27 protein-coding genes and 1 riboswitch are annotated in these 24182 nt (G+C 70.2%); of the genes, 12 read left to right on the forward strand and 15 right to left on the reverse strand.

What is annotated here, in order from left to right; translation table 11 throughout:
- Nucleotides 1-319: 319 nt before the first annotated feature.
- The 3 genes from PKF00_RS28710 to PKF00_RS28720 are packed head-to-tail and all read left to right on the forward strand — an operon-like array spanning nt 320 to nt 1654.
- Nucleotides 320-616: a hypothetical protein gene (locus PKF00_RS28710; protein WP_271220779.1), complete on the forward strand. Its 297-nt coding sequence runs from the start codon at nt 320-322 to the stop codon at nt 614-616.
- A gap of 7 nt (nt 617-623) precedes the next feature.
- Entirely contained in the window at nt 624-998 is a 375-nt protein-coding gene (locus tag PKF00_RS28715) for a DUF5130 family protein (protein ID WP_271220780.1), read from the forward strand.
- Nucleotides 999-1018: 20 nt separating this feature from the next.
- Nucleotides 1019-1654 carry a Pycsar system effector family protein gene (locus PKF00_RS28720; RefSeq protein WP_271220781.1) on the forward strand — a complete coding sequence of 212 codons (636 nt, stop codon included), beginning with the start codon at nt 1019-1021 and terminating at the stop codon, nt 1652-1654.
- 77 nt (nt 1655-1731) lie between these two features.
- On the opposite strand, the gene PKF00_RS28725 is transcribed toward PKF00_RS28720, so the two are convergent.
- The 3 genes from PKF00_RS28725 to PKF00_RS28735 form a co-directional block, all read right to left on the reverse strand.
- Complete coding sequence (locus PKF00_RS28725; RefSeq protein WP_271220782.1) at nt 1732-2694, reverse strand: hypothetical protein; 963 nt, start codon at nt 2692-2694, stop codon at nt 1732-1734.
- Between the two features lie 139 nt (nt 2695-2833).
- Nucleotides 2834-4234 (reverse strand): serine/threonine-protein kinase, encoded by a 1401-nt coding sequence (locus tag PKF00_RS28730; RefSeq protein ID WP_271220783.1) that lies wholly within the window; start codon nt 4232-4234, stop codon nt 2834-2836.
- Between the two features lie 31 nt (nt 4235-4265).
- Nucleotides 4266-4412, reverse strand: a complete 147-nt coding sequence (locus PKF00_RS28735) for a hypothetical protein (RefSeq protein WP_271220784.1) — start codon at nt 4410-4412, stop codon at nt 4266-4268.
- 61 nt (nt 4413-4473) lie between these two features.
- Between PKF00_RS28735 and PKF00_RS28740 the strand changes: the two genes are divergently transcribed.
- Nucleotides 4474-5181, forward strand: coding sequence for an FHA domain-containing protein (locus PKF00_RS28740; RefSeq protein WP_271220785.1), 708 nt, complete (start codon nt 4474-4476; stop codon nt 5179-5181).
- 87 nt (nt 5182-5268) lie between these two features.
- Here PKF00_RS28740 and pepN read toward each other — a convergent pair whose 3' ends face one another.
- Nucleotides 5269-7839, reverse strand: a complete 2571-nt coding sequence (gene pepN, locus PKF00_RS28745; protein WP_271220786.1) for an aminopeptidase N — start codon at nt 7837-7839, stop codon at nt 5269-5271.
- Between the two features lie 223 nt (nt 7840-8062).
- Between pepN and PKF00_RS28750 the strand changes: the two genes are divergently transcribed.
- The 3 genes from PKF00_RS28750 (at nt 8063) to PKF00_RS28760 (ending at nt 10993) form a co-directional block, all read left to right on the forward strand.
- Nucleotides 8063-8683 (forward strand): mycothiol-dependent nitroreductase Rv2466c family protein, encoded by a 621-nt coding sequence (locus tag PKF00_RS28750; protein WP_271220787.1) that lies wholly within the window; start codon nt 8063-8065, stop codon nt 8681-8683.
- A gap of 235 nt (nt 8684-8918) precedes the next feature.
- A complete protein-coding gene (locus PKF00_RS28755) occupies nt 8919-10328 on the forward strand; it encodes an aldehyde dehydrogenase family protein (protein WP_271220788.1) in 1410 nt (469 codons plus the stop codon).
- A 143-nt stretch (nt 10329-10471) separates the two neighbouring features.
- A complete protein-coding gene (locus PKF00_RS28760; protein WP_271220789.1) occupies nt 10472-10993 on the forward strand; it encodes a hypothetical protein in 522 nt (173 codons plus the stop codon).
- A gap of 79 nt (nt 10994-11072) precedes the next feature.
- Here PKF00_RS28760 and def read toward each other — a convergent pair whose 3' ends face one another.
- Nucleotides 11073-11561, reverse strand: coding sequence for a peptide deformylase (def, locus tag PKF00_RS28765; RefSeq protein ID WP_271220790.1), 489 nt, complete (start codon nt 11559-11561; stop codon nt 11073-11075).
- A gap of 109 nt (nt 11562-11670) precedes the next feature.
- On the opposite strand from def, the gene PKF00_RS28770 reads away from it, so the two are divergent.
- Entirely contained in the window at nt 11671-12138 is a 468-nt protein-coding gene (locus PKF00_RS28770; RefSeq protein WP_271220791.1) for a ribose-5-phosphate isomerase, read from the forward strand.
- On the opposite strand, the gene PKF00_RS28775 is transcribed toward PKF00_RS28770, so the two are convergent.
- A complete protein-coding gene (locus PKF00_RS28775; protein WP_271220792.1) occupies nt 12135-12299 on the reverse strand; it encodes a hypothetical protein in 165 nt (54 codons plus the stop codon). The genes PKF00_RS28770 and PKF00_RS28775 overlap by 4 nt on opposite strands.
- Nucleotides 12300-12359: 60 nt before the next feature.
- Nucleotides 12360-13592, reverse strand: a complete 1233-nt coding sequence (locus tag PKF00_RS28780) for a GNAT family N-acetyltransferase (RefSeq protein WP_271220793.1) — start codon at nt 13590-13592, stop codon at nt 12360-12362.
- Between the two features lie 118 nt (nt 13593-13710).
- Here PKF00_RS28780 and PKF00_RS28785 point away from each other — a divergent pair, with 118 nt between their 5' ends.
- Nucleotides 13711-14826: a PP2C family protein-serine/threonine phosphatase gene (locus tag PKF00_RS28785; RefSeq protein WP_271220794.1), complete on the forward strand. Its 1116-nt coding sequence runs from the start codon at nt 13711-13713 to the stop codon at nt 14824-14826.
- An 81-nt stretch (nt 14827-14907) separates the two neighbouring features.
- On the opposite strand, the gene PKF00_RS28790 is transcribed toward PKF00_RS28785, so the two are convergent.
- Nucleotides 14908-15513: a response regulator transcription factor gene (locus PKF00_RS28790; protein ID WP_271220795.1), complete on the reverse strand. Its 606-nt coding sequence runs from the start codon at nt 15511-15513 to the stop codon at nt 14908-14910.
- A 193-nt stretch (nt 15514-15706) separates the two neighbouring features.
- Between PKF00_RS28790 and PKF00_RS28795 the strand changes: the two genes are divergently transcribed.
- Nucleotides 15707-17014, forward strand: a complete 1308-nt coding sequence (locus PKF00_RS28795; RefSeq protein WP_271220796.1) for a M50 family metallopeptidase — start codon at nt 15707-15709, stop codon at nt 17012-17014.
- A 63-nt stretch (nt 17015-17077) separates the two neighbouring features.
- Nucleotides 17078-17608, forward strand: a complete 531-nt coding sequence (locus PKF00_RS28800; protein WP_271220797.1) for a MarR family winged helix-turn-helix transcriptional regulator — start codon at nt 17078-17080, stop codon at nt 17606-17608.
- Nucleotides 17609-17666: 58 nt separating this feature from the next.
- Here PKF00_RS28800 and PKF00_RS45310 read toward each other — a convergent pair whose 3' ends face one another.
- Nucleotides 17667-18128, reverse strand: a complete 462-nt coding sequence (locus PKF00_RS45310) for a YdeI/OmpD-associated family protein (protein WP_498073064.1) — start codon at nt 18126-18128, stop codon at nt 17667-17669.
- Nucleotides 18129-18188: 60 nt separating this feature from the next.
- Nucleotides 18189-19133, reverse strand: a complete 945-nt coding sequence (locus PKF00_RS28805; RefSeq protein ID WP_271220798.1) for an alpha/beta fold hydrolase — start codon at nt 19131-19133, stop codon at nt 18189-18191.
- 184 nt (nt 19134-19317) lie between these two features.
- On the opposite strand from PKF00_RS28805, the gene PKF00_RS28810 reads away from it, so the two are divergent.
- The gene (locus PKF00_RS28810) at nt 19318-20265 is read left to right on the forward strand and encodes a helix-turn-helix transcriptional regulator (RefSeq protein ID WP_271220799.1); all 948 of its coding nucleotides are present in this window, start codon (nt 19318-19320) and stop codon (nt 20263-20265) included.
- Nucleotides 20266-20417: 152 nt separating this feature from the next.
- Here the strand turns inward: PKF00_RS28810 and PKF00_RS28815 are convergent, their stop codons facing one another.
- The 5 genes from PKF00_RS28815 to PKF00_RS28835 form a co-directional block, all read right to left on the reverse strand.
- Nucleotides 20418-20567, reverse strand: a complete 150-nt coding sequence (locus tag PKF00_RS28815) for a helix-turn-helix domain-containing protein (RefSeq protein ID WP_271220800.1) — start codon at nt 20565-20567, stop codon at nt 20418-20420.
- An 80-nt stretch (nt 20568-20647) separates the two neighbouring features.
- Nucleotides 20648-20824 carry a hypothetical protein gene (locus PKF00_RS28820; RefSeq protein WP_271220801.1) on the reverse strand — a complete coding sequence of 59 codons (177 nt, stop codon included), beginning with the start codon at nt 20822-20824 and terminating at the stop codon, nt 20648-20650.
- 235 nt (nt 20825-21059) lie between these two features.
- On the reverse strand, nt 21060-22031 hold the full coding sequence (locus PKF00_RS28825; protein WP_271220802.1) for a coiled-coil domain-containing protein: 972 nt from the start codon (nt 22029-22031) through the stop codon (nt 21060-21062).
- Between the two features lie 2 nt (nt 22032-22033).
- Nucleotides 22034-22168: riboswitch (cyclic di-AMP (ydaO/yuaA leader) on the reverse strand.
- 71 nt (nt 22169-22239) lie between these two features.
- Nucleotides 22240-23331, reverse strand: coding sequence for a galactose-1-phosphate uridylyltransferase (galT, locus tag PKF00_RS28830; RefSeq protein ID WP_271220803.1), 1092 nt, complete (start codon nt 23329-23331; stop codon nt 22240-22242).
- On the reverse strand, nt 23328-24128 hold the full coding sequence (locus tag PKF00_RS28835; protein ID WP_271220804.1) for a DeoR/GlpR family DNA-binding transcription regulator: 801 nt from the start codon (nt 24126-24128) through the stop codon (nt 23328-23330). Before PKF00_RS28835 ends, galT begins: the two co-directional genes overlap by 4 nt.
- Nucleotides 24129-24182: the final 54 nt, after the last annotated feature.

Here is a 24182-nt window from a genome sequence, read left to right on the forward strand (position 1 = left end):
GGGTGCCTAGTATTGCGTTTCTCATACTTTTGTGACCGCCGCTATCCGCTTGACGCTCCGCTGAACCGGGTATGTTCTTTGTTTCTCTCTAGACAACTCGGATTCCTTCGCGCCTTTCCGCGCGGGGCGTGGGCCACGTGAGCGATCTTATCGCCCCGGGAAACGCCGCACCCGCGTAACGCGGGAGAAGCCCTGCCCGCGTGACAGGTGAAGGCCGCCCCTCGTGCCACGCCATGTCCCCCAGCGCCATGTCCGGGGAGCGCGGGCCTGGTCAGGGGCCGCTCTCGACGGGCCCGCCGCGCCGACTTACCGTGGAGCTGTGGACGCGATCCAGGTCCTGGCGGTCCTCTTCGGAGCCTCCGCCGGCCTGTTCCTGCTCATCAGCGCACTGGTGGTGCTCCCAGGCAGGCTGCGCGCGAGTGCGGCCAGGGCCACCTCCGCGGGCGCGGTCTGGTTCGGCGGCCCCTCCCGCAGCGAGCGGGACGCGGGCGTCTCCGGACCGGTCCTGGTCGACCCTCCGCCGCCCGCGGAGCGGGCTCCCCGGGTGGACTGGGTCGCCCTGGCGGAGGTCTCCGAGCCGGGGCGGCGCGTCGGCGGCGCGTCGGCGAGGTGGTGACGGTGGGATGACGACGGTCAGCGTGCCCCTCACCCCGACGCAGGCCCACGACGTCAGGCAGGCGCTGCACGCCGCCGAGCTCCGCAGCGGGCTGCGCTTCGCCCTCTACCTCGGCCCGGCCGTCGGCCCGCGCCGCCACTTCTCCGAGCGGCTGCACGCCGCGCTGGGGGAGGAGGGGGACGCGGCCGTGCTCGTCTTCGTCGACCTCCGTGACAGGGCGCTCGAGGTCGTCACGGGCCCCTCGGCCAGGCTGAGGCTCACCGACGCCCAGTGCCGCGTGGCCGCGGTGTCGATGGCGGCCGCGTTCGGCGGTGGGAACCTGGTCGGCGGACTCGTCGCGGGAATGTGGTTGCTCTCCGACCTGGCTTCCCGCCGGCGGTGAGCTTCTCGGATAATCAGGGCGTGCTGAAGATCATGCGGAGTGCGCCGTCGGCCCATGTCACGCGGGAGGGCGCGGTGCCGCAGGAGCAGGACGAGGTGCTCTCCTACCTCCAGGACGTCCTGGCGGAGGTGCGCGGTGACAACCGCAGAGCCGACAGGAAGGCGGTCGCGCTGCTGGTGACGGCGGTCCTCGGCGTGCTGGCCGTGGTCAACTGGAAGCCGCAGGTGCTTCCCAGCCAGGCGGAGTGGCTGTGGTGGACCGGCGGGTTCTTCTGCGTCATGGGCGTCCTGGCGTCCGTCGGCGCGCTCCATCCGCTCAGCGCCGGGCTCGCGGGCAGGACCGTGGAACGTCGTCGCTCCTACGCCGGCCGCCTGCACGCCTGGACCCCCTCGACCGCCGACGCCCAGGCGGGAGACCCTCCCGCGGGAAGGTCGCGCGGAGCCTTCTCCGAGGAGGCGCTCGCCGAGCTGAGGGCCAGGATGAGGAGCCAGGACCCCCGGGTCAGCGCGGACATGTTCGTGCTGCGGATCAGGAAGCTCAGCGCCGTCGCCCACGCGAAGAACCGCTACATCCGCAGGGGCGTGCTCCTGCTGCTGGTCGCCGTCGCCTGCTGCCTGCTCTCGGCGGGCATCGGCCAGGTCATCCTCGGAGGCTGAGAGGGCCTGGGAGGGCCTGGGACGTCCCTCGCGCGGTTTTCCGCGGGGAACGGCGCGGACGCGCGCCGAGCGAGGGCTCAGGGCTGCAGGAGCCGTACCAGATGGGTGGTGATGTCCGCCAGGAGCGTCGAGGGCGCCACCGAGGCCGTCGCGACCGCGGAGAACAGGCTGGGCAGGCCGGGCAGCGGGAAGCCGTCGTCCTTCGTGGCCGCGTTGCCCACCTCGTTCTTGCCCAGGATCGTACGGCTGCGCTCCCAGGCGTCGAGGACCTCCTCGGGGGAGGGCACGCCGAACCCGTGGCCGACGGGGGCCGCGTGGCGCAGCCGTACGAGGGGGGTGTCGGCGAACGTCAACGCCACCCTGGCCCGCACGGACAGGCGCTCACGGCGGCCCGGATCGATCCAGTCCATCGCGGTGCACGGGTTGCGGCAGTCGGCCACGCAGGTCGCGAGCGCGCCCGCGACCTGGCTGTGCTGTCGGTCGAAGTAGGCCCGCCAGCCCTCCGCGGGCTCCCCAGCCACCCGCAGGGTCCGGTTGGCCGCCGACTGCTCCGCCTTGGTGTGGTCGCACTCACGCTCGCCGATCACGCCGAAGCGGCTGCCGGGCGCGGAGAGGCCGCGCGGCCAGCGAGCCGGGTCGCCCGCGTTGCCGAGCACCGGTTCGAAGGCGAGCAGCGGGAGGTATTCGCTGGCGATGTGCAGGGCGGCGACCATCGGGCTCAGCTCGCGCCTGTGCCACCGGACCGCGATCACCTCGAGCAGCAGCGCGTAGGCGGGACGCAGCGACTCCAGCGCGCCGCGCGGCTGCTCCTTCGGCGTCTGCGGCATGGTGCACGCCCTCGCCCGCCGCCTCAGGTCGGCGGGCACGGGGCGCGCCTCGGCGGCGAAGTCCTCGGCGTCCAGGGAGAGCAGCCGTTGCCCGAACTCGCACACGGCCTCGATGTCGTCGGCCTTGTCGACGACGTCCGCGGCCAGCGCCCCGACGTCGGCGAAGGCGTATCGCCGTGCCAGGGAGATGAGCAGATCACGTGCTGATTCCACTTGATCACCCTTTCACGGCCTGTGAACGGCAGCGGTGTTGTTCTCCGAAAAATGTGGTTTTGGTCAGTTCTGCCAGGCAGCGCCTATTCTTACCACCCTTCGACGGTGAAGCCGTTATCCGCGTCGCACCGCGATCCCGCTACGGGCGATAGGCCTCCAGGTAGGCGCGGACCCTCTCCGCGTGCTCCCGCCACCTCGGCGGAACGCCTCCCGCCTGCCGCACCGTGGCGGCCGAGCTGCGGTAGACGCCGACCAGGTTGAGCGCGGGGTCGCCGGGCACGGTGCGCACCTTGGGGCCCAGGGTGCACAGGAACCTGCCCATCGCGGGGATGGCCACCTCGGGGTCCAGCGCCCCGGCCATCGGAGAGCGCGAGTAGCTCGCGGGCAGGTAGGGGGCCAGGACCTCCGGCGTCCAGCGGGCGATGCCGTACTCCTTCGTGGAGTCGTCGGCGAGGTCGCGGTCGAAGCCGCTCTCCGCCTTGAGCATGGCGGCGATGAGGGCGGGGCTCAGGCCGGGCACGTCGGTGCACCAGGTGCCCGCCTCGACGATCGCGGCGCGGTACTCCCTCGGGACGTCGGACGCGGGACGCAGCCACCGCCCGAACGCCTCCCCGTCCCGGTTGTCGGTGAGGAGCACGCCTCCGCCCGTGACGGCGACGAGGGCGGCCAGCGCCGCGAGCGCGAGCTCCGCCCTCCTCGCGAGACCGCGCCGCGCGCGGTCCGTCACCCTCGCCTGCCCGGTCGCGTTCCCGGACGTCTCTCCCGCCTCCCCGGGCGCCTCTCCCGCGGCCTCGGCCAGCGCCGCGGCGAAGGAGCGGACGCCGGGCCACCGCTTCTCGCGGTCTTCGGCCAGCGCTCGGGCGATCACGTCGCCGACGGGGGAGGGGACCCGTCCTGGCGTCCCGCCGGGCGGCCCGCCGGTGATCAGGTGGTGGGCCACCGCGGCCAGGCCGTACACGTCTGCGCGCGCGTCGGGGGAGAACCCGGGGCGCAGCTGCTCCGGCGCCATGTAGCCGGGGGTGCCGCCCGGCGCCGTGAAGCCCGAGGTCTGGGCGAGCTCCCCCGCGATGCCCAGATCGGCGACCATCAGCCGCTCCCCGCCGTCGGGCAGGGAACGGACCAGGATGTTCGCGGGTTTGAGGTCGCGGTGGACGATGCCGTTCTCGTGCAGCGCGGCCACGCCCGCCGCGATCTGGAGGACATGGCGCACCGCCTCGGCCAGCGGCACGGGGCCGCCGTCCAGGCGGTCGCGCAGGGTGCCCCGGTCGGCGTGGCCCATCACGAAGAACGGGCGTCCGTCGGGCAGCGCGCCGATGTCGTGCACCTGCACCACGTGCGGCGACTCCGCCCTGCGGATCATCCTGGCCTCCTGGGCGAACCGCCTGCGTATCCGCCTGTGGTCCGCCCAGTGCGCGGCCAGGACCTTCACGGCGACGGGGGCGCCGAGATCGTCGTCGTGCGCGAGCCACACCGTGGCGAACGCGCCTCGACCGAGGAGCCGCTCGACGCGGTAGCGGCCGATCCTGGGAGGGACTTCCATGAACCCATCGTCACCGCTGAGTCACCCGCTGTCAGCGATTGGGGATTTCCGTGCCCCCGCCGTCCCCGTCCCCGTCGTCGCCCCAGTCGTCGAGGCGGCCCGCCTGGGGGACGGGGGCCGCCGCGACGGCGACCCCGGCGAGCGCGGCGGCGATGGCGATGGCAACGGTGGCGCCCATGTGCGTTCTCCCTTTCCCGACTTCCCTGCGGATGGTCACATTGTGCGCAAGGATCGTCACCGTGAGTATCTGTAAGCCTTCAGGGGTCATCATCCAGAGAGGGGAAGAGGTGCTGGAGCTCGCTCCGGGCGAGCACGTCACCTTCGGCAGGGGAGCGACCGACCTGGTGCTGCCCGACCCCTCGGTCTCCCGGCTCGCCGGGCGGATCGAGGCGGTCGACGACTACTGGACGATCTCCAATCTGAGCCGTTCCGCGACCTACGTGGTGGACAACCCCGAGGGCGGCGGTGAGTTCGTCAAGGTACCGCCGGGGCGGGTGCGCGCCCCGATCCCCTTCGAGCTGGCCAGGGTGCGGCTCCCCGGGCAGGCGGAGTCGTTCCTGGTGTTCGCCCCCGAGCACGTCCTGCTCCACCCCGACGCCCCCAGGGACGGGCAGGAGACCGTGCTGGCCTTCCCTCTGGACGTCACCGCGAAGTACTTCCTGATCCTGGTCGCCCTCTGCGAACCCCGGCTGCGCGACCCGTTCTCCACGGTGATCCCGACCGTCCCGGAGATCATCATCCGTCTCGCCCACCTGGGTCTCGGCCGCTCCGCGGTCAACTTCCACGTCGACTATCTCGCCAGGGTGAAACTCCGGGTGAAAACGCCGGAACACCCGGGCAAGTCCGACTGGCAGCGCGCCGCGCTCGTCTCCCTGGCGCTGCGGCACGACCTGGTGACCGCGGAGCACCTGGCGTTGCTGGAGACACGCGGACGCCCCCCGTCGTGACGACGGGGGGCGTCCGCGTTGTCCGCCGCGCGGGAAACCGGCCGCGACCGCGTGAGCGGTGTGCCGGCCGGTCCCGGCGTGACGGGATCAGGCCGCCGAGGAGGCGTCCTTCGCCTGGGCGCGCAGGGCGCGGCTGATGCCGTCCGCGCCCTCGAGCAGCAGACGCCGCAGCGCCTGCGGAGGCTGGCTGTCCGAGATCAGGTCCTGGGTCCTGGCCACGGTCTCCGGCGAGATCGCCAGAGCCGGGTAGCACCCGTTCGCGAAGTTCTGGGCGCTGTCGGAGGTCCAGGACTTCCAGATCCCGCCGATCTCCTCGAAGTACCGCGCGGCGTACGGCTCCAGCAGGTCCGGGTGACGCGGGTCCATGAACCCGAGGATCGTCGAGCGCAGCAGGGCGCCGCTCAGCCTGCCCTCGGTGATGGTGCTCCAGGCGGCGGCCTTGCCCTCGGGCGTCGGGATCGCGGCGCGTGAGAGGGCCGCGGAGCGCTCGCCGGTGGCGGTGGCGTCGCGCAGCAGCTCCTGGGCGACGTCCTCCTCGCCGAGGACGCCGGTCGAGACCAGGGCGTGGACCAGCGTCCAGCGCAGGTCGGCGTCCACGGTCAGCCCGTCGAGCACGGTCGAGCCGTCCAGCAGGCCCTTCAGGAAGGCCAGGTCCTCGGCCGAGGACGCGACGGCGCACAGGGCGTTGAGGTAGGCGAGCTGGTAGTCGGAGCCGGGCTCCGCGTCCGTGACGAGAGAACGCAGGCGGGAGGCCAGCAGGGCCAGGCCCTCGGCGCGCCAGGAGGGGTCGGCGTACTGCTGGACGGCCTGGCGGGCCTGGCGGAGCACGGTCTGGGCGACGGTGATGTCCTTGATCGACTCGATGCCGGAGAGCACCAGCGCGACGTAGTCGCGGGTGGACATCTCGGCGTCGCGCGTCATGTCCCAGGCCGCCGACCACGACAGGGCGCGCGGCAGGGACTCGGTGAACCTCGCGATCCCGCCGTCGACCAGGGTCTGCAGCGAGCGCTCGTCGAGCCGCACCTTGGCGTAGGTCAGGTCGTCGTCGTTGATCAGGATCAGGTCGGGCTGGACCTCGCCGACCAGCTCGGCCACCGCGGTGCGCGCGCCGACCACGTCGAGCTCGACCCGCTTCGTGCGGACCAGGGCGCCCTCCCGCAGGGAGTACAGGCCGATGGCGACGCGGTGCGAGCGCAGCGTCGGGTAGTCGGCGGGCGCCTCCTGCAGCACGTCGAACTCCAGGAAGCGGCCCTCCGCGTCGGTGGTGAACGACGGGCGCAGCGTGTTGACCCAGGAGGTCTCGAGCCACTCCTTCGACCAGGAGGACAGGTCGCGGCCCGAGGTGCGCTCCAGTGCGCTGAGCAGGTCGGCCAGCGTCGTGTTGCCCCAGGCGTGCTCGTTGAAGTAGTCGCGGACGCCGGCCAGGAAGTTGTCGAGACCGACGTAGGCGACGAGCTGCTTGAGCACCGAGGCGCCCTTGGCGTAGGTGATGCCGTCGAAGTTGACCTCGACCGCGTGCATGTCGACGATGTCGGCGGCGATCGGGTGCGTCGAGGGCAGCTGGTCCTGACGGTAGGCCCACGCCTTCTCCACGTTGGCGAACGTCGTCCACGCGCCCTGGCCCCAGCGGGTGGCCTCGGCCTGGCAGAGCACCGACGCGTAGGTGGCGAACGACTCGTTCAGCCACAGGTCGTCCCACCAGCGCATGGTCACCAGGTCGCCGAACCACATGTGCGCCATCTCGTGCAGGATCGTCTCCGCGCGGCGCTCGATGATCGCGTCGGTGACGCGGGAGCGGAAGACGTAGTCCTCGAGGAAGGTCACGCAGCCCGCGTTCTCCATCGCGCCCGCGTTGAACTCGGGCACGAACAGCTGGTCGTACTTGCCGAACGGGTAGCGCAGGCCGAAGACCCGGTGGAAGAAGTCGAAGCCCTGACGGGTGACCTCGAAGAGGTTGTCGGCGTCGAGGTGCTCGGCGAGCGAGGCCCGGCAGTACAGGCCCAGCGGGATGCCGTCGTGCTCGGAGGTCACCTTGTGGTACGGCCCCGCGCACAGCGCGGTGATGTAGGTGGAGATCACCGGCGTGGCGGGGAAGTGCCAGCGCCTGGCGGCCTGGAGCGTGCCGTGGCGGCCGTGGTGCTCCTCGAGCTCGTCGGAGGAGTCGGGGGCCGCGTTGGAGATCACCTCCCAGGCGGCGGGCGCGAGCACCGTCAGCTCGAAGGTGGCCTTCAGGTCGGGCTGGTCGAAGCAGGCGTACATCCGGTGGGCGTCCGCCGTCTCGAACTGGCTGTGCAGGTAGACGCTGTCGTCGACCGGGTCGACGAAACGGTGCAGGCCCTCGCCGGTGCGCATATAGGAACAGTCGGCGTCGACGCGCAGCTCGTTGACCTCGGCCAGGTTCGGCAGCGGCAGCCGCCCGGTCTCCAGGTCGTAGGCGTCCACGTCCAGCTCGACGCCGTTCAGCACGGCCTTGCGGACTTTGGCGCCCGCCAGGTCGATGAACGTCTCCGCCTCCGCGCGGACACTGGTGAAGCGGACCGTGGTGACGCTTTCGAAGCGTTCCTCACCCTCGGTCAGATCGAGCTCCACGACATACGACTGCACGCTGATCAACCGTGCGCGCTCGCGCGCCTCGTCACGGGTCAGATTGCCTGCCACTACCGCTCCCTCGTCAACAAATTCCCCCGCTTCGTTGCGAAGGGGTGCCTGAATCCTGCCACGTGAGGCCCAGGGCCGTCGCCCCCGGAGGCCGGAGAGTCGACTACCGGCCATGTTCGAGGATAAAGACGCCGGTCAAGGTAATAACCCGTTATAGGAATAGGAAACTCCGTGTCGCGGGTTGTCGCTGTGCGAAGGAACCTCCCGATCAGAAAGCTGAGCGATGACTGAGCGCACCCCGGTCGACCTCTGGTTCGACCCCTTCTGTCCCTTCGCTTGGATGACGTCCCGATGGCTGCTGGAGGTGGAGAAGGTGCGGCCCATCGAGCCGCGCTGGCACATCATGAGCCTCAACATCCTCAACGAGGACAAGGACGTGCCCGAGACCTACCGCGAGATGATCGCCAAGGCCATAGGGCCGGTTCGCGTGGTCGCCGCCGTGCAGGACAAGCATGACTCGGAGGCGGTGGGCAGGCTGTACACCGAGCTCGGCACCCGTCTGCACAACCAGGGCAGGCTCAAGGAGCTCGACAGGCTTCGCGAGACCGTCGAGGAGGCGCTCGAGGCGGCGGGGCTCGAGCGCGAGTTCGCCGAGGCGATGGAGTCCGAGGAGTTCGACGAGGTCCTGCGCGCGTCGCACGACGACGGCATCAACCGGGTCGGCCAGGAGGTCGGCACCCCGGTGATCGCCGTGGGCGACGTCGCGTTCTTCGGCCCGGTCATCTCGCCCGCGCCGAAGGGCGAGGAGGCGGCCAAGCTCTGGGACGGCGTCAGGCTGGTGGCGGGCGTCGACGGGTTCTTCGAGCTCAAGCGCTCCCGCACCCGGCCCCCGATCTTCGACTGATCCCGCCTTCGCCCCGCCGCCCGTCCGGCGGCGGGGCGGACGGGCCGGACATCACGAGTTTTTAAGGATCTCGGTAATTTGTCGCTTACGGGAGTGCCGCCCCGTACCCTCGTCGCCAAGGGCGGCCGAGTGCCCGCCATGGCGGGAGACCGCGCCGGTGGCGCCGCGCTCGCGGCGCCCCTCTGACCTGCCCGGGCCCTCGCCTCAGGAGGACCCGCGCGCGAGGATGAGAGGCATGCGTCACCTTTATCTGAACGGAGCATGGCAGCCGTCGACGTCGAGTGGGAGCGTCGACGTCGTCAATCCCGCGACCGAGGAGACGATCGACAGGGTGCCCGCGGGCTCGCCCGCCGACGTCGAGGTCGCCGTGGCCGCCGCCCGCGCGGCGCTGCCCTCGTGGTCGGGCACGGCCGCCGCGGAGCGAGGTCGCCTCCTGGCCGCCGCGGCCGAGCTGATACGGGACCGCTCCGACCAGATCGCCAGGATCATCGCCACCGACCTGGGCGCCCCGTACGGCATGGCGACGCAGGTGCAGACGTTGATGCCCGCGGGGGTGCTCGACTCGTACGCCCGGCTGGCCGGGACCTACGACTTCGAGGGCGGCAGGGTCGGGAACTCGCGCGTCTTCCGGGAGCCCGCGGGGGTGGTCGCCGCCATCACCCCCTGGAACTACCCGCTCCACCAGATCGTGTGCAAGGTCGGCCCCGCGCTCGCCGCCGGATGCACGGTGGTGCTGAAGCCCAGCGAGGTGGCGCCGCTCGCGGCCTTCGCGCTGGCCGGGATCTTCGACGAGGTCGGGCTGCCCGCCGGGGTCCTCAACATGCTGAGCGGGCACGGGCCGGTGGTCGGCGAGGCGCTGGTCACCCATCCCGACGTGGACATGGTGTCGTTCACCGGCTCGACCAGGGCGGGGCGGCGGGTCGCCGCGCTCGCCGCCGAGACCGTCAAGCGCGTCGCCCTCGAGCTCGGCGGCAAGTCGGCCAGCGTCGTCCTGCCGGACGCGGACCTGGCCGTCGCGGTCAAGGCGACCGTGGCCAACGCCTTCCTCAACTCCGGCCAGACCTGCTCGGCCTGGACCCGCATGATCGTCCATCGGGACCAGTACGACGAGGCCGTCGGGCTGGCCGTCCAGGCCACGGGCAAGTACACCGTTGGCGACCCCTTCGACGAGCTCACCAGGCTCGGCCCCCTGGTCTCCGCCGCGCAGCGCGACAGGGTCGTCCGCTACATCAACCGGGGGCAGGAGGAGGGAGCCAGACTGGTCGCCGGAGGCGCGGACAGCCCGCTCGAGCGGGGCTTCTACGTGGAACCCACGGTGTTCGCCGGGGTGGAGCCCGGGATGGTGATCGAACAGGAGGAGATCTTCGGCCCGGTTCTGACGATCATCCCCTACAGCCGCGGCGAGGACGAGGCCGTCGCCATCGCCAACGGCACGCCGTACGGCCTGGCGGGCGCGGTCTGGGCGGGTGACGAGGAACGCGCCCTCTCCGTCGCGCGGCGGTTGCGGACCGGCCAGGTGGCCGTCAACGGGGGCCGGTTCAACCCGTTGGCCCCCTTCGGCGGTTACAAGCAGTCGGGTCTGGGCCGAGAGCTCGGCGAGTTCGGCCTCGAGGAGTACCTCGAGGTCAAGTCGGTCCAGCTGTAGGCGCGCCCCGCCGGCGCCGGTGCCGCGCGTCTGCCCGCCGATGGGGTGGTCGTCGCGCGATGTTCTGGGTAAAACCAGTAGTAAGCAGTCTTAAGCACTCGTAAGGACCCGTGAAAGCACCGCCTCCTTTCGAAGGACGCCGCATGAAACTGGGCACCACGCGTCTGACCGTGTTCGATCTGGTGATCGCCGCAGGAGGGCTGCTGCTGGTGCTGCTCGCCGTGCAGAACCTCGGACCGGCTCTGGCCGCGCTCCGCGGGGAGGGCACCTGGGGCACCTTCACCGCCCGGCGGGTCGAGTGCGTCGAGCATCCGGGGCACGAGCAGTGCACCTGGCTGGGGGAGTTCAGGGGGGGCCGCACCGTCCGCCCCGAGGTGGGGTTCTACGGCGGCGACAGGGAGACCTTCGTCCCGGGCCAGGCCGTCAGGGCGTTCGACACGGGACGGCGGGGCCACGTCTACGGCTCCGGGGGCTCCAACGAGTGGATCATGGTCGCGCTGCTGTTCGCCGCCGGCCTGGGCCTGGTCGCCTGGCCGCCGGCACGCCTTCGCAGGCGTGCCCCCGAGCCCGCGGAGTCCCCCGCGTCAGAGGAGGCCGCGGAGTCTCCGGCGTCCCCGGAGTCCCCCGCGTCAGAGGAGGCCGCCGAGTCCTCCACGCCCCGGTAGTCCCGCGGCCGAGAAGCCGCGGAGGCGGCGGGGCGGCGCACGGACGCGACGCCCTGCGTCCGGCGCGGCCCCGGAACGCTCAGGGAGCCTGGAGCAGGACCTTCCTGGCGGCGTCCTTGGCGAGACGGTCGACGTAGAGCATGCCGTCCAGGTGGTCGGTCTCGTGCTGGAAGCAGCGCGAGAGCAGACCCCTCGCCTTGAGCCGGACGGGACGGCCCAGGCGGTCCAGGCCGCTGACGGTGACCCCGGCGGCGCGCGGGGTCTTGGCGTAGATCGGGGTGCCGCTCTCGCGTCCCGGAATCGACAGGCACCCCTCCTCGTCGAGGACCTCCGTGTCGTCGTCGACGGTCAGCACGGGGTTGATCACGTGCCCCTTGCGGTTGCTGCAGTCGTAGACGAAGATCCGCTTCGACACGCCGATCTGCGGACCGGCCAGGCCGACGCCCTGGGCGGCGTACATCGCGTCGAACATCTCGTCGATCAGACGTCGCAGCTCACGGTCGAAGTCGGCGATCGGCTCGGCGGGCGTGCGCAGGACCGGATCGCCGACCACTCGGATGTCACGCATGTGGTCTCTCTCTTGTAAGGGTTACGATGGCTGTCCGGTCGTTACTGTAGCCGGGCCGTCAGCCGGGGTGGGGGTCAAGGCGGCCCCGCACACCTGCGAAACTGGGCGGGTGCGCGTCTACATCGGTGCCGACCATGCCGGCTATGAGCTCAAAAACCACGTCGTCTCCTGGCTCAAGGAGCACGGCCACGAGGTGACGGACTGCGGTCCGTTCGTCTACGACGCCGAGGACGACTACCCGCCGTTCGTGCTGCGCGCGGCGGAGGGCGTCGCGGACGACCCGGGCAGTCTGGGGATCGTCATCGGCGGTTCGGGCAACGGCGAGCAGATCGCGGCCAACAAGGTGCGCGGAATCCGCGCCGCCCTCGCCTGGAGCGAGGACACCGCCAAGCTCGCCCGCGAGCACAACAACGCCAACGTGATCAGCGTCGGCTCGCGGATGCACGAGCAGGACGAGGCGGTCCGCTTCGTCGAGCTGTTCCTGAGCACGCCGTACTCAGGCGCCGAACGGCACAACCGCCGCATCGCCCAGCTGACCTCCTACGAGACGATCGGCCAGCTTCCGCCGCTGCCCTAGGGGGTCGTCCTGCGGCGCGGCGCCTCCCTGGCCTCCCTGCGCTGCGTCTCGTCCCGCAGAGGCCGTCTGTCGGCGGCCTCCTGCTGCTCCTGCGTGGGCCGGGAGACGTCCCGGGCCCGCATCGCGACGATCGTGTTGATCTGCAAGCTCTGCAGTGCCATGCCTCACCATAACCCCCGCGGCTCGCGGAAACCGCTCCGCGAGCCGCGGGGGAACGGCTCTCAGAAGACCAGGCCGGCCCAGGGGGCGGGGTCCCACGACATCGCCGTCGACAGCTGCCTGACGGCTCCCGCCCGTGCCTCGCGCACCACCCCCGCGGCCTGGGGCGCCGCGAGCTGACGGCCGCCCAGATAGGCCGCGCCCAGCACGGAGACGGGAAGGGTCAGGTCCGCCTCCACGTCGTCCGCGCGGACGCACCTGGCGCCCGAGGTGTCCGCGGTCAGCCGCCAGCGGCCGGCGTTCCACGGGCAGAAGGCGTCCTCGACCTCGACGACCACGTCCACGGGCGCCGAGTAACGGCGTGAGGTGAGCGCCCGCTCGACGTCCACGAGGCGGATCCACAGCTCGTCCAGCCAGCCCGCGTTGAGCTGGCGCGGCTCGGCGAGCAGGTGGATCAGCGGGTCGTCCACGGGCCGCTGCGCCACCTTGACCCTGGAGACCAGGTCGCGGTCCAGCACGTGCCGCCAGAGCAGGGCGTAGGCGGCGGGGTCGAGGCCGAACAGTTCCTTGAGCCGTAGTTCGCCGTCCGGCAGGTCGTGCGCGGTGAAGCTCAGCTTGATCCGGAAGAGCGCGTAGCCCCTGGGGCCCTCGTCGTCCTCGACGACGACGGCGCGCAGCGGCCCCGCGCCTCCCTGGTCCGCCTCGTGGTCCGACAGCACCGAGTTCCAGCGCGCGGGCGTACGGGCGTAGAGCCCGGGGCGGCCGTCGAGCGCGGCCTCGAAGATCTTCTCGAAGGCGTTCCTCGACTCGGCGGGGGTGACGACGCGCAGCCGCAGCGAGGGATCGGTCGGGGCGTGCCCGACGAAGGCCGCGCTGTGCGTGGGAAGGTCGAAGAAGAGGTTGTCGGCGGCCCTGCCGTACCCGAAACGGCCGTAGATCGCCGCCTCCGACGCGTAGAGCGCGGCGACGGACTCGCCGCGCTCGCGGACGTCGTTCAGCTGGCGGGCCATCAGGCTTGACAGGACGCCCCTGCGGCGATGCGAGGGGAGCACGCCGACCGAGGTGACGCCCGCGACCGGGATCGGTCCACCGGGCACCGTCATGGTGAAGCTGCAGACGCATGTCGCGCCCACCAGCAGGTCGCCCTCGAACGCCCCGAGCGAGCGGTCGAACTCCGCCAGGTCCTTGAACAGCTCCAGCCGGTGCGGGGGGACGGCGTTGCCGAACGCCTCCTCGTCCACTCCGATCCAGGCGGGAAAGTCGTTCTCGGTCAAAGGACGCAGGCTAAGGCTCATTTTTCCTACGGTAGAGGGGGCAAACCGTTCCGGCCATTCAATATCCGCCCTAAATGATCAAGGCATTGGTCAAGTGGGCTGCCCAAACGGGGGATAGACCGATACAGTCGAGCGCATCATGAGTTCCCGTCCGGTGCCGCTGATCCCTCCGGCGCTCCGTGCGTTCCTGGTGAGGGTGCCCCTTCTGGTGCCCCTCGTACGGTTCCTGCGCCGTGGGCCGTTGGCGCGCGACCGAAACCTGCTCATCACGCTGATCGTGCTCACCCTGGTGGTCGGCGGACTGGCCTCCAGGGTCTCCATGGAGTGGTTCTCCCCGGCGCTCATGATCCCGATCACTCTCGTCGGCGGCCTCCAGCTCAGGCTGCGCAGCCTGGCCAAGCTGCTGTGCGCGGTCGCCGTCGCCCTCCTCTACGTGGGTGTGACGCGCGGGATCGGGCACATCGGCCCCGGCCTGCTGGCCACCTTCGGCTTCACCGGCGTGCTGGCCGCCCTGATGGCCCGTACCAGGGGCAAGCTCGGCGTGCAGGGCCTGCGCGGCGACGCGATGCTGCTCGAGCTGCGCGACCGGCTCAAGAACCAGAGCGAGCTGCCCAGGCTGCCCAAGGACTGGGACTCACGGGTCGTGCTGAACCAGGCGGGCGGCTCCTCCTTCGGCGGAGACTTCCTGGTCTCCATGCGCCAGGGCGACACGGTCGAGCTCGCCCTGGTCGACGTGTCGGGCAAGGGCGTCGACGCGGGAACCAGGGCGCTGATGCTGTCGGGGACCTTCGGCGGCCTGCTCGGCTCGGTCACGGACTTCCTGGCCGCCTGCAACGCCTACCTGCACCGCCAGCGCGAGGCGGAGGGCTTCGTCACCGCCGTGCACGTGCGGCTCAACCTCGCCACGGGCGAATACGTGATCACCTCCGCGGGGCACCCGCCCGTGGTGAAGTTCGAGGCGGGCGCGGGCACCTGGCGGGTCTCCCCGGCAAAGGGCGTGGTCCTGGGCGTGGTGCCCGACCTGCACTGCGAGCCCGACCGTGGGATGCTCCGCAAGGGCGACGCGCTCATGCTCTACACCGACGGGCTGATAGAGCAGCCGGGGCGCGACATCGACGCGGGCCTCGACCGGCTGCTGGGGGAGGCGGACCGCCTGCTGCCCTCCGGTTTCAGGGGCGGCGCCCGCAACCTGGTCGCCTCCATGTCGGCGGGGCACAACGACGACTGCGCGCTGATCCTCATCTGGCGTCCCTGAACGACCGGCGCGGGCGCGAGACGTCGCGGTCCGCAGTTTCCCGGCCTGGGCGGTGCGACGGGCCCGCCCGGACGTGAGGCGTCACAGCCAGCCGGAGTCGCTGGCGATGCGCACGGCGTCGAGACGGCTGCGAGCCTGGGTCTTGCACATGATCCGCGACAGGTGGTTGCGGACCGTTCCAACGGACAGGAAGAGCTGATCGGCGATCTCGCTGGAGCGGGCTCCGAGCGCGGCCAGCCTGAGCACGTCCATCTCCCTGCGGGTCAGCGGGTTCTCCGCCACCTCGAGGGCGGCGACCGCGAGCTCGGCGTCCACCGCCCTGTGACCGGCCGCGACCCTGCGGACGCCGCCCGCCAGTTGCTCCGGGCTCACGTCCAGGCTCATGAGCCCCAGGGCGTGCACGGCGAAGGCCCGCCGGACGTGGCCCGGCTTCGGGTGGCGCGACAGCAGCAGGATCCGGCAGCGGGGCGCGCGCTCGTGCAGCGCGAGCGCGAGCGCGAAGCCGTCGACGCCGGGGAGCTCCAGGTCGAGGACCGCCGTTTCCGGCTCGTGCTCCAGGACGGCGGGCACGACCGCCCCGCCGTCGCCGATCTCGGCGACGACCTTCAGATCGGGCTCGCACTCCAGTGAGGCCACCAGGCCCCGGCGAACCATGGGCTGGTGCTCGGCAACCAGGATCCCGATCACGTTCTTCCTCTCGCCTTTTCCCGCAGGGTGATCGAACGGTCGCTCACCGTCAACGAAGTCTCTCTGTTCGGTCACGTATGTGCAAGTGGCCGGACCGGGCGGGCTCCGCCGTCGCGGAGCCTGGGGCCGTGATAATTCGGCTAATCTCTTAGGGGGCGTTGTCCATGGCTCCGCGACCGGGGGGTAAGAACCTGTGGGCTGGCTATTCGTGGTCGGGATCGTCGTCTTCCTCTTGGGGCTCATGGTCTCGATCGCCCTGCACGAGATAGGTCACCTGGTTCCGGCGAAGCTCTTCGGCGTCAAGGTCACCCAGTACATGGTCGGATTCGGGCCGACCATGTGGTCGCGGCGCAGGGGTGAGACCCAGTACGGCATCAAGTGGTTCCCGTTCGGCGGTTACATCCGGATGATCGGCATGCTCCCGCCCAGGCCCACCGACGACCCCAACAAGGTGCGCTCGGTCTCCACCGGCCCGTGGCAGGCCCTGATCGAGAACGCCCGTGACGTGGCGCTCGAGGAGGTCGAGCCCGGCGACGAGGACCGCGTCTTCTACCGCAAGCCGTGGTGGCAGAAGGTCATCATCATGGCCGGCGGCCCCGCGATGAACTTCGTGCTGGCCTTCGTCATCTTCGCCTTCGTCATCATGACCTTCGGCGTTCCCGTGCTGAAGCCGGTCGTCGCCACGATGACCAAGTGCGTCATCCCCTACAGCGAGTCGCTGAAGCCGGGGCGCACGTGCACCGAGTCCGACCCGCTGACGCCCGCGGTGCAGGCGGGCGTCAAGGTGGGCGACCGGATCGTCTCCTTCGACGGGACCCCCGTCTCCTCCTGGGAGGAGGCCACGAAGAGGATCCGCGGCCACGGGGCCGGGCCCGTCGTCCTCGGCGTGGTGAGGGACGGCAAGCCGCAGACGCTGAACGTCACCCTGATCGCTCAGGACCGGCCGAACGTCGACGACCCCAAGAAGATCGAAAAGAACGTCGGCTTCCTCGGCGTGGCCCCCACGCAGGTCATGGAGACGCAGGGCTTCGGCTACGTCGTCGGCCACATGGTGGACCTCACCGGCAGGGCCGCCCAGTCGATGATCAACCTGCCGGAGAAGATGGTCGGCGTCTGGAACGCGGCCTTCTCCGGTGAGGAACGCGATCCGAACGGGCCGGTGGGCGTCGTGGGCGCGGGCCGGATCGGCGGTGAGATCGCCGCCTCCTCCGCTCCCGCGGAGAACAAGCTGTTCGCCATGCTGAGCCTGCTGGCCGGGTTCAACCTGGCCATCGGCATGTTCAACCTGATCCCGCTGCTGCCGCTCGACGGCGGGCACATCGCGGGCGGTCTCTGGGAGGGGATCAAGCGGGCCTTCGCCCGGGTGACCCGCAGGCCCGAGCCGCGGCACGTGGACATCGCCAAGGTCCTCCCGCTGACCTACGCGCTGGCCTTCGCGATGATGATCATGTTCGGTCTGCTCCTGTACGCGGACCTGGTGAACCCCCTCCGTCTCGGCTGATCGCCGCCGCGGTCCGCACAGCGTGTGCCGGGCGTACGGCGCGCAGGTCGATAAGGTTGTGCCGTGGACGATGGAACGCCGGGGGCGGCGATCGACGTGGCGCTGTTCCGGTTGCGCCGGATCTGGGCGCGGCCGCTGCGCACGCGCAAGGCCGCCGACCCGCAGCGGGCGGTGCAGATGTCGAACGTGATGGTCGTGCACGCCGTGCACAAGCTGAGTCTGGACGTGCCCGAGGTGACCGTCGGAGCCGTCGCCGAGCAACTGGACGTCGACCCCTCGACGGCCAGCAGGCTGGTCAACGACGCGATCGGCGCGGGGTTCGTCGAACGGGAGGAGTCCGAGGTCGACGCCAGGCGGGCCAGGCTGATGCTGAGCCCTCGGGGACGGCGCGTGCTCGAGGTGGTCGTCGACTCGCGGCGGACCTACCTGGACGGGCTGATCGCCGACTGGGACGAGGCGGACCGCGCGACCTTCGCCCGGCTGCTCACCCGCTTCGCCGAGGCGACCGTGGCCCGCCCGCCCGACCTGGCCGGCATCGACCGGCGCATCGTGGAGGCGATCGAGGAGCCCGCCGCCACCGGCACCCTCTCGTGAGAGCGTCGACCGCTCCCGTCTGAGGCCGCCGGTCGCTCTACCACGTCCTGACACACCCTCACCCGACAAGTTGACAACGCCACTCGGAGTCTTCGCGTCCGAGGTCAGCCCTGGGCTTGCCGCCCGTTCGCTGCCTCGGCGACGACGGCCGCGATTCGGCCGGCCCGCGTTGCCGGCCGCGCCGTTCCATTTCGGCGGCGCGTTGGCGGCTGAGTCGGGACCAAGGGCTCTTGGCTTTTCGGGGGGTGATCAGCTGGAGGCCACGGTCGTCGCCGAGGAGGTTGGCGGTCGAATCGATCCACCCGAAGCAGATCGCTTCTTCGACTACTTCGGGGTAGGGGCATCGTGGTCGGCCGGTGCCGGTGCGCCACGAGCACAGCCACACGCCGCGGGTCGACGTGTGGTTGTGCTCGAGCCACGAGCGCCATTGCGGCCGAGTCTCGACGTGGTGGATCGGGTAGTCGAACCTCCACGTGGCGGGGTGTTCGGACGCCGACGGTGGGGGTTGCGCAGAGGTCACGTATGTCTTCGGTGTCGAGCGGAACGGTCACTTCCCGGATGCCGGCCGGTCATATCGCGCTCAGGTGGCATCCTGCTGTTCCAGCCACTTCACAATCGCTTGGTTCGTTTCTTCCGGCTTCTCTTGCTGGATCCAGTGACCGCAGTCAAGGCTGACCACCTCCACGTTGGGCACGAACTCCGCCAGGTTCGCACCCCGTGCGATCACATCCCTGTCGCCATAGATCATGAGTGCGGGCTGTCGGATGATCGGGTCCACGTCCGCCAGCAGGTGCCAGTTGCGGTCGAGGTTCCGGTACCAGTTGACGCTGCCCGTGAATCCCGATGATTCGAAGGCGGAGACGAGGACGGCCAGTTCGCTGTCGCTCATGATGGGCTCACCGAGTGGTGTTTCCGCTCTGGCGAGGTTGATCAGCGCCATGCCCGGCTGAGGCTCTCTGGGGGGCTCGTTCTTCCGGTACAGGTTGCGGAGGAACTGGAAGGTGTGCTCTTCGAATACGGCGTCCGCGACGCCCGGCTGTCGATTGAAGTGGACGAAGTAGAAGTCGCCGCCGAGCATGTCTTCCATGAACTCGATCCAGGGCTTCTCTCCGCGCGCCTGGTAGGGCAGGCTCAGGTTGATCACCTTGTTCACACGGTTGGGGTGCAACAGGGTCAGTCCCCAGACGACGAACGCCCCCCAGTCATGGCCGACGAAGGTGGCGTCTTCGTATCCATAGTGGTCGAGGAGTGCGACGAGGTCACCTGACAGGTGTTCGATGTCGTAGTCCGTCACTTCGGTCGGGCGGGATGAGTTGCCGTAACCCCGCTGGTTCGGTGCGATGACGTGGTAGCCGGCTGCGGCGAGGGCGGGCATCTGGTGGCGCCAGGAGAAGGCGTGCTCCGGCCAGCCGTGGCAGAGCACGATGGGTTTTCCCGCGTTTTCTCGGCCCGCTTCGAAGACTTCGAGTTCCACACCGTTGACCGGAATAAGGGTGGGCTTGGGAAAACCGGCTGGATTGAGCATTGCGTTTCCTCTCTGTCTTTTCGGGGTGACCGGGCGACGAGGGTTCCCGAAGACGGCGTCGGCGCACCCCTGATGGGCTGGGGGGTGTTCGCTTGTGGTCGACCTCGTCGGTGAGGTCAGGTCGCCATCCTGCCAACCGAAACCGGTCACCTCATGACCGGTTTTATGTGGAAGTGTTGTCGGCGTGCGAACCGACCGGCTGGTGGCCATCCTCCTCTTGCTGCAACGGCGCGAGCAGGTGACAGCAGCAGAGGTCGCCCGGGAACTGGAGGTCTCCGAGCGCACCGCCCGCCGCGACCTCGACGCCCTGGCCATGGCCGGGGTGCCCGTGTACTCCATGCAGGGCCGAAGCGGCGGCTGGCGCCTCGTGGGCGGCGCCCGCACCGACCTGTCCGGGTTGACCGCGAGTGAGGCCCGCGCCCTGTTCCTGGTTGCCGGCCAGGCCTCGGCTGCGACGCCGGCCGTGAAAGCGGCTCTGCGCAAGCTCGTCCATGCCCTGCCGGAGCCCTTCCGGGTGCAGGCCGAGGCGGCAGCGTCGTCGTTGGTCATGGACCCGCAACGATGGGGGTCGAGTCGGATCGAGCACCGGCCACCTCGCCTCCTCGACGAACTCCAGGACGCGGTGATCCGCGGCGTCCAGGTGCGGCTCGGCTACGTCGACCGCGAAGGCACCGACACTGAGAGAACCGTCCACCCGCTGGGCATCGTCGCCAAAGGACCGACGTGGTACCTCGTCACCAACACTGACGCCGGTCGACGGACGTTCCGGATCGACCGCGTGTCATCCGTCGAGCCGACCGACGATCCCGTGCACCGACCCGAGGGGTTCGACCTCGCTGAGAGCTGGAGGGAGATCGCCGACGAAGTCGAGCGAAGGCGAACCCCCCTCGAAGTCCAGGCCGTGTGCACTCCCGAAGGGATCGGCAAGCTCCGAATGTCGCTTGGGGACCGGCTTGAGGTTGGAGGTTCCACGATCGACGGCCGCATCGAGGTCGTGATCCGCGGCTACAACGAGTACGCGCTCGCGGGCGAGCTCGCCGGACTGGTCGAATGGCTCGAAGTGACCGGCCCACCCGGTGTGCGGGACCACCTCACCTTGATCGGCAACGCGCTCACCGAGCGATACGGCTGAGACAACCCCGACGACCCCTGCCTGGATCTTTCACCGCAGCCGCGCAGTGATCTTGTGCCCGGCCAGTCCACGCCGTGCCCCGGCAGTACGACAAGTACAAGGCGATCCGGGGCTCGTCCGCGATGATCCGGGCGCGGCGCGGGCGGCGGGTCTCACCCGGTGCCGGTGACCAGCCGACGAACCTGAGAGGCCGACATTTCGATGCCACGGTCGGCAAGAGGCGGTGCCAGGTCGGTGGTGTGGAACATGCCGCGGCACGCCATCAGCTCCCGCAGATGCCACCGATAACCGACCGAACGCATCACCAACCCCTTGCAGTCCCGCATCAAGGACCTCGCGTAGCGCGTTGTTCATGAAGTCCGACCCGGCATGAGTGTCGATGTCACCTGGCGTCCACTGCCATGGAGAAGAAGCGGTGAACGCGGCGAACCGGCGCACCGGGTCCACTCTCGTTTTGATCGTCGAGGCCGCCGGCAGCCTGCTGCCGCTCCCATCCGGTCAACATCGCATCGAACACCGCCTGTGCCGGGTGCGGCGGCACCACGCCGTCGGTGAGCACCAGGTGCGCGGCGCTCTCGAGGGGGACTCGTCTCACTCCTCACCGCCTCGCGTCAGGTGCGAGACCGTCGCAGCCAACGCGAGATCGGAGAAGGGGAATCAATAAAAAAGCAGGTCAACCCCCTGAAGAAGCAATGTCACCTGCTCAGGACGGTCAGGCTCCAGACGTCCTTCTACCAGCTCGAACACAGTCTTCGTACGTGGGAATTCTGCAACAGATGCGATTTCCCTCTGTTTCAGTACATCGAGATGTGGACGTGGTCGAAGTGGTTGGCGGTGACGCTGCCGCGGTCGGACATGGCGCGCCAGCCCGAGCCGGTGTTGATGCGCTGGCGCCAGATCACGTACTTGACGCCGAGCCTCTCCTTGTTCTTGAGGGCCCAGGCGGCCAGCTCGTCGCCGAGCCTGACGTTCTCCGCGGAGGGCACCGTGCCGCCGGTGCTCATCATGAAGTCGCAGGCGCGGCCGAGCGGGTGCTCGCCGCCGTCGTTCTCCGCCCGGTAGCAGCCCACCTCGTGGGGAAGCTTGAAGGCCCTTCCGACGGCCTCACGCATGATCCGCGTGCGGTCGGTGATGTTGTCGTCGCCGCCGGGCAGCTGGGGAGCCCAGCTGCCGTCCGTCCGGCGTCCCGTACCCGTCGGGACGAGCTGGTCGAGCTTGTTCTCGATGTAACGGATCACCTTCTCGGCGTCCTTGCGCTGGGTCTCAACCACCTTGGTCTCCTGGCCGATCTGCTCGGTGAGTAGGGCCGCCCTGTCCGCGGCCTGTTTCCTGAGGTCCCTGGCCCGGGCGAAGCCCTCCAGGTGGGCGCTCTGTTGCGCGGTGAGCTGCTCCACGACGGCGGCGCCGCCCATGCTGGGGGCGAACAGCAGCGACGGCAGGTCGAGGGAGCCGCTCTGGTAGCGGACCTGGGCGATGGAGTCGACCAGTCTGCCCGCCTCCGCATAGGCCTCCTCGGCCCTGCGCAGGTCGGCCTTCGCGGCCTCCTCGGCCTTGCGCGCCTTTCTCAGGGATTCTCGTTTGGCCGCGTAGGCCTCGATGAGCTTGTCGACTTTCCTGTTCAGCTGGGCCAGTTCGGCCCGGAGCTCGGACTCGTTCGGCTTGGGAGTCGCGGTGCCCGCGTTCGCCGTGCCGAGGGTGAAGGTCAGGGCTGAGACCAGGGAGACGGTCAGAACCACATGGCGATGAATGGGGGACAGAGCCGCCACAGCTCTCCTCTCCTCACGCCGACCGGGTTAGCTGACGGGTTCGGGCTGGAGGAAGCCCTTCCACCGAAGTGGTTCACCCCAAGTGCGTGGGTCCCCGGCTCTCGGGCGAGGCACCCGAGATTAGGCATATCGGATGTTTTGTCCGATGCGTGAGGATAGTAGTGGTAAATGATTGGTCATGCGACCCCAAGTCGAGACCAAGCAGTGATCAATTCGTGATCACGGTGCGCAGCAGCCGTGCGGCCTCCTCGGGCAGGACGTCGTTCACGAAGGCCCCCATGGCCGACTCGGATCCGGCGAGATACTTCAGCTTGCCCGGTGCGCGGCGGATGCTGAACAGCTCCAGGTGCGCGTAGGACAGCCTCCTGCCGACGTTCACCGGCGCCTGGTGCCAGGCCGAGACGTACGGCATGGGCACCCCGAAGAGCCCGTCGAGGCGGCGGAGCACCTCCGTGTAGAGCGGCCCGAACGCCGCGCGTTCCGCTGGGTCCAGCGCGACCAGGTCGGGAACCTGGCGGTGCGGGTAGATGTGGACCTCGACGGGCCAGCGGGCCGCCGCGGGCACGAACGCCGTCCAGTGCTCGTTCGTCGTGACCACGCGGACCCCCGCCTCCCGCTCCGCGGCGAGCACGTCGGCGAAGAGATTGCCTCCGGTCCGCTCCCGGTGACGCTCGGCCGCGCCCAGGGTGAGCCTGGTGCGCGGGGTCACGTAGGGGTAGGCGTAGATCTGGCCGTGCGGATGGGCCAGGGTGATGCCGATCTCCGCTCCACGGTTCTCGAAGCAGAACACCTGCTCGATCCCGGGCGTCGCGGACAGCTCCGCCGTACGGTCGACCCACGCCTCCATCACCAGCTCCACCTGGTCCGGGGACAGGGCGGAGAAGGAGGAGTCGTGCTCGGAGGTGAAGCAGACCACCTCGCACCTGCCGAGGCCGGGACGGACCTCGCTCAGCCCGCCGACCTCCGCGGGCGTGCCCGGCGCGGTGAAGGGGCCCCCGGAGAAGGAGGGGAAGCGGTTTTCGAAGACGACCACGTCGTACGAGGGGGAGGGGATCTCGGTCGGACGGCCGGGAGCCGAAGGGCACAGCGGGCACTCGCTGGCGGGCGGCAGGAAGGTGCGGCCCTGGCGATGCCCCGCGACCGTGACCCACTCCTCGGTGAGCGGGTCGTAGCGCAGCTCGGAGGCGGCGGGACGGGGCGGCAGGTCGCGCTCGTCGACCGCTCCACGGTCCGCGTCGTCCCGCCGGTCGAAGTAGATCAGTTCGCGGCCGTCGGCCAGACGGGTGGGCGTGCGCTTCATCGGCTCCGAGCCTCGTTTCCTTCCCCGGCGTCGGCGACGACGAGCTCGCCCACCTGGGCGGCGAGCTCGTCACGGGCCTCCTCGGCCAGTCCCGAGTCTGTGATCACGACGTGGGCCTCGGCCAGCTCGGCGATCGTGCTGATCCCGACCGTCCCCCACTTGGTGTGGTCGGCGGGCACCACCAGGCGGTGCGCCGAGGCGACCAGCTCGCGGTTGGTCTCCGCCTCCAGCAGGTTGGGCGTGGTGAACCCGGCGCGGGCGCTCATCCCGTGCACGCCGAGGAACAGGGTGTCCACGTGCAGCCCGCGGACGGCCGCGACGGCCACGGGGCCGACCAGCGCGTCCGAGGGGGTGCGCACACCGCCGGTCAGCACCACGGTGCGGTCGGCGCGCGGCGCGCGGTGGAAGACGTCGGCCACCCGTATCGAGTTGGTGATCACGGTCAGCTCGGGCACGTCGACCAGGAGATGGGCGAGCGTCCAGGTGGTGGTTCCCGCGGAGAGCGCGATGGCCGTGCCCGGCCTGACGAGCCGGGCGGCCCGGCGGGCGATCGCCTCCTTCTCCGGCTGCTGGCGGGCGGACTTGGCGGCGAAGCCGGGTTCCTCGGTCGAGCCGGGCCCCGCGACGGTGGCCCCGCCGTGGACCTTCTCCACCAGTCCGCGCTCCGCCAGGGCTTCGAGGTCCCTGCGGATCGTCATGTCCGACACGCCGAGCTCGCGGACCAGGTCGGCGACCCTGACCCCGCCGCTGCCGCGCACCCGCTCGAGAATCGCCTGCTGCCGCTGCTGGGCGAGCATTGATCACCCCTTAATCCACCAGATTCCAGCAAATTACCACAGGGCCGCTGTTGG

Origin of the sequence: Streptosporangium carneum, from assembly GCF_027922005.1 — a bacterium.
In the GTDB taxonomy this organism is placed as follows: Bacteria; Actinomycetota; Actinomycetes; order Streptosporangiales; family Streptosporangiaceae; genus Streptosporangium; species Streptosporangium carneum.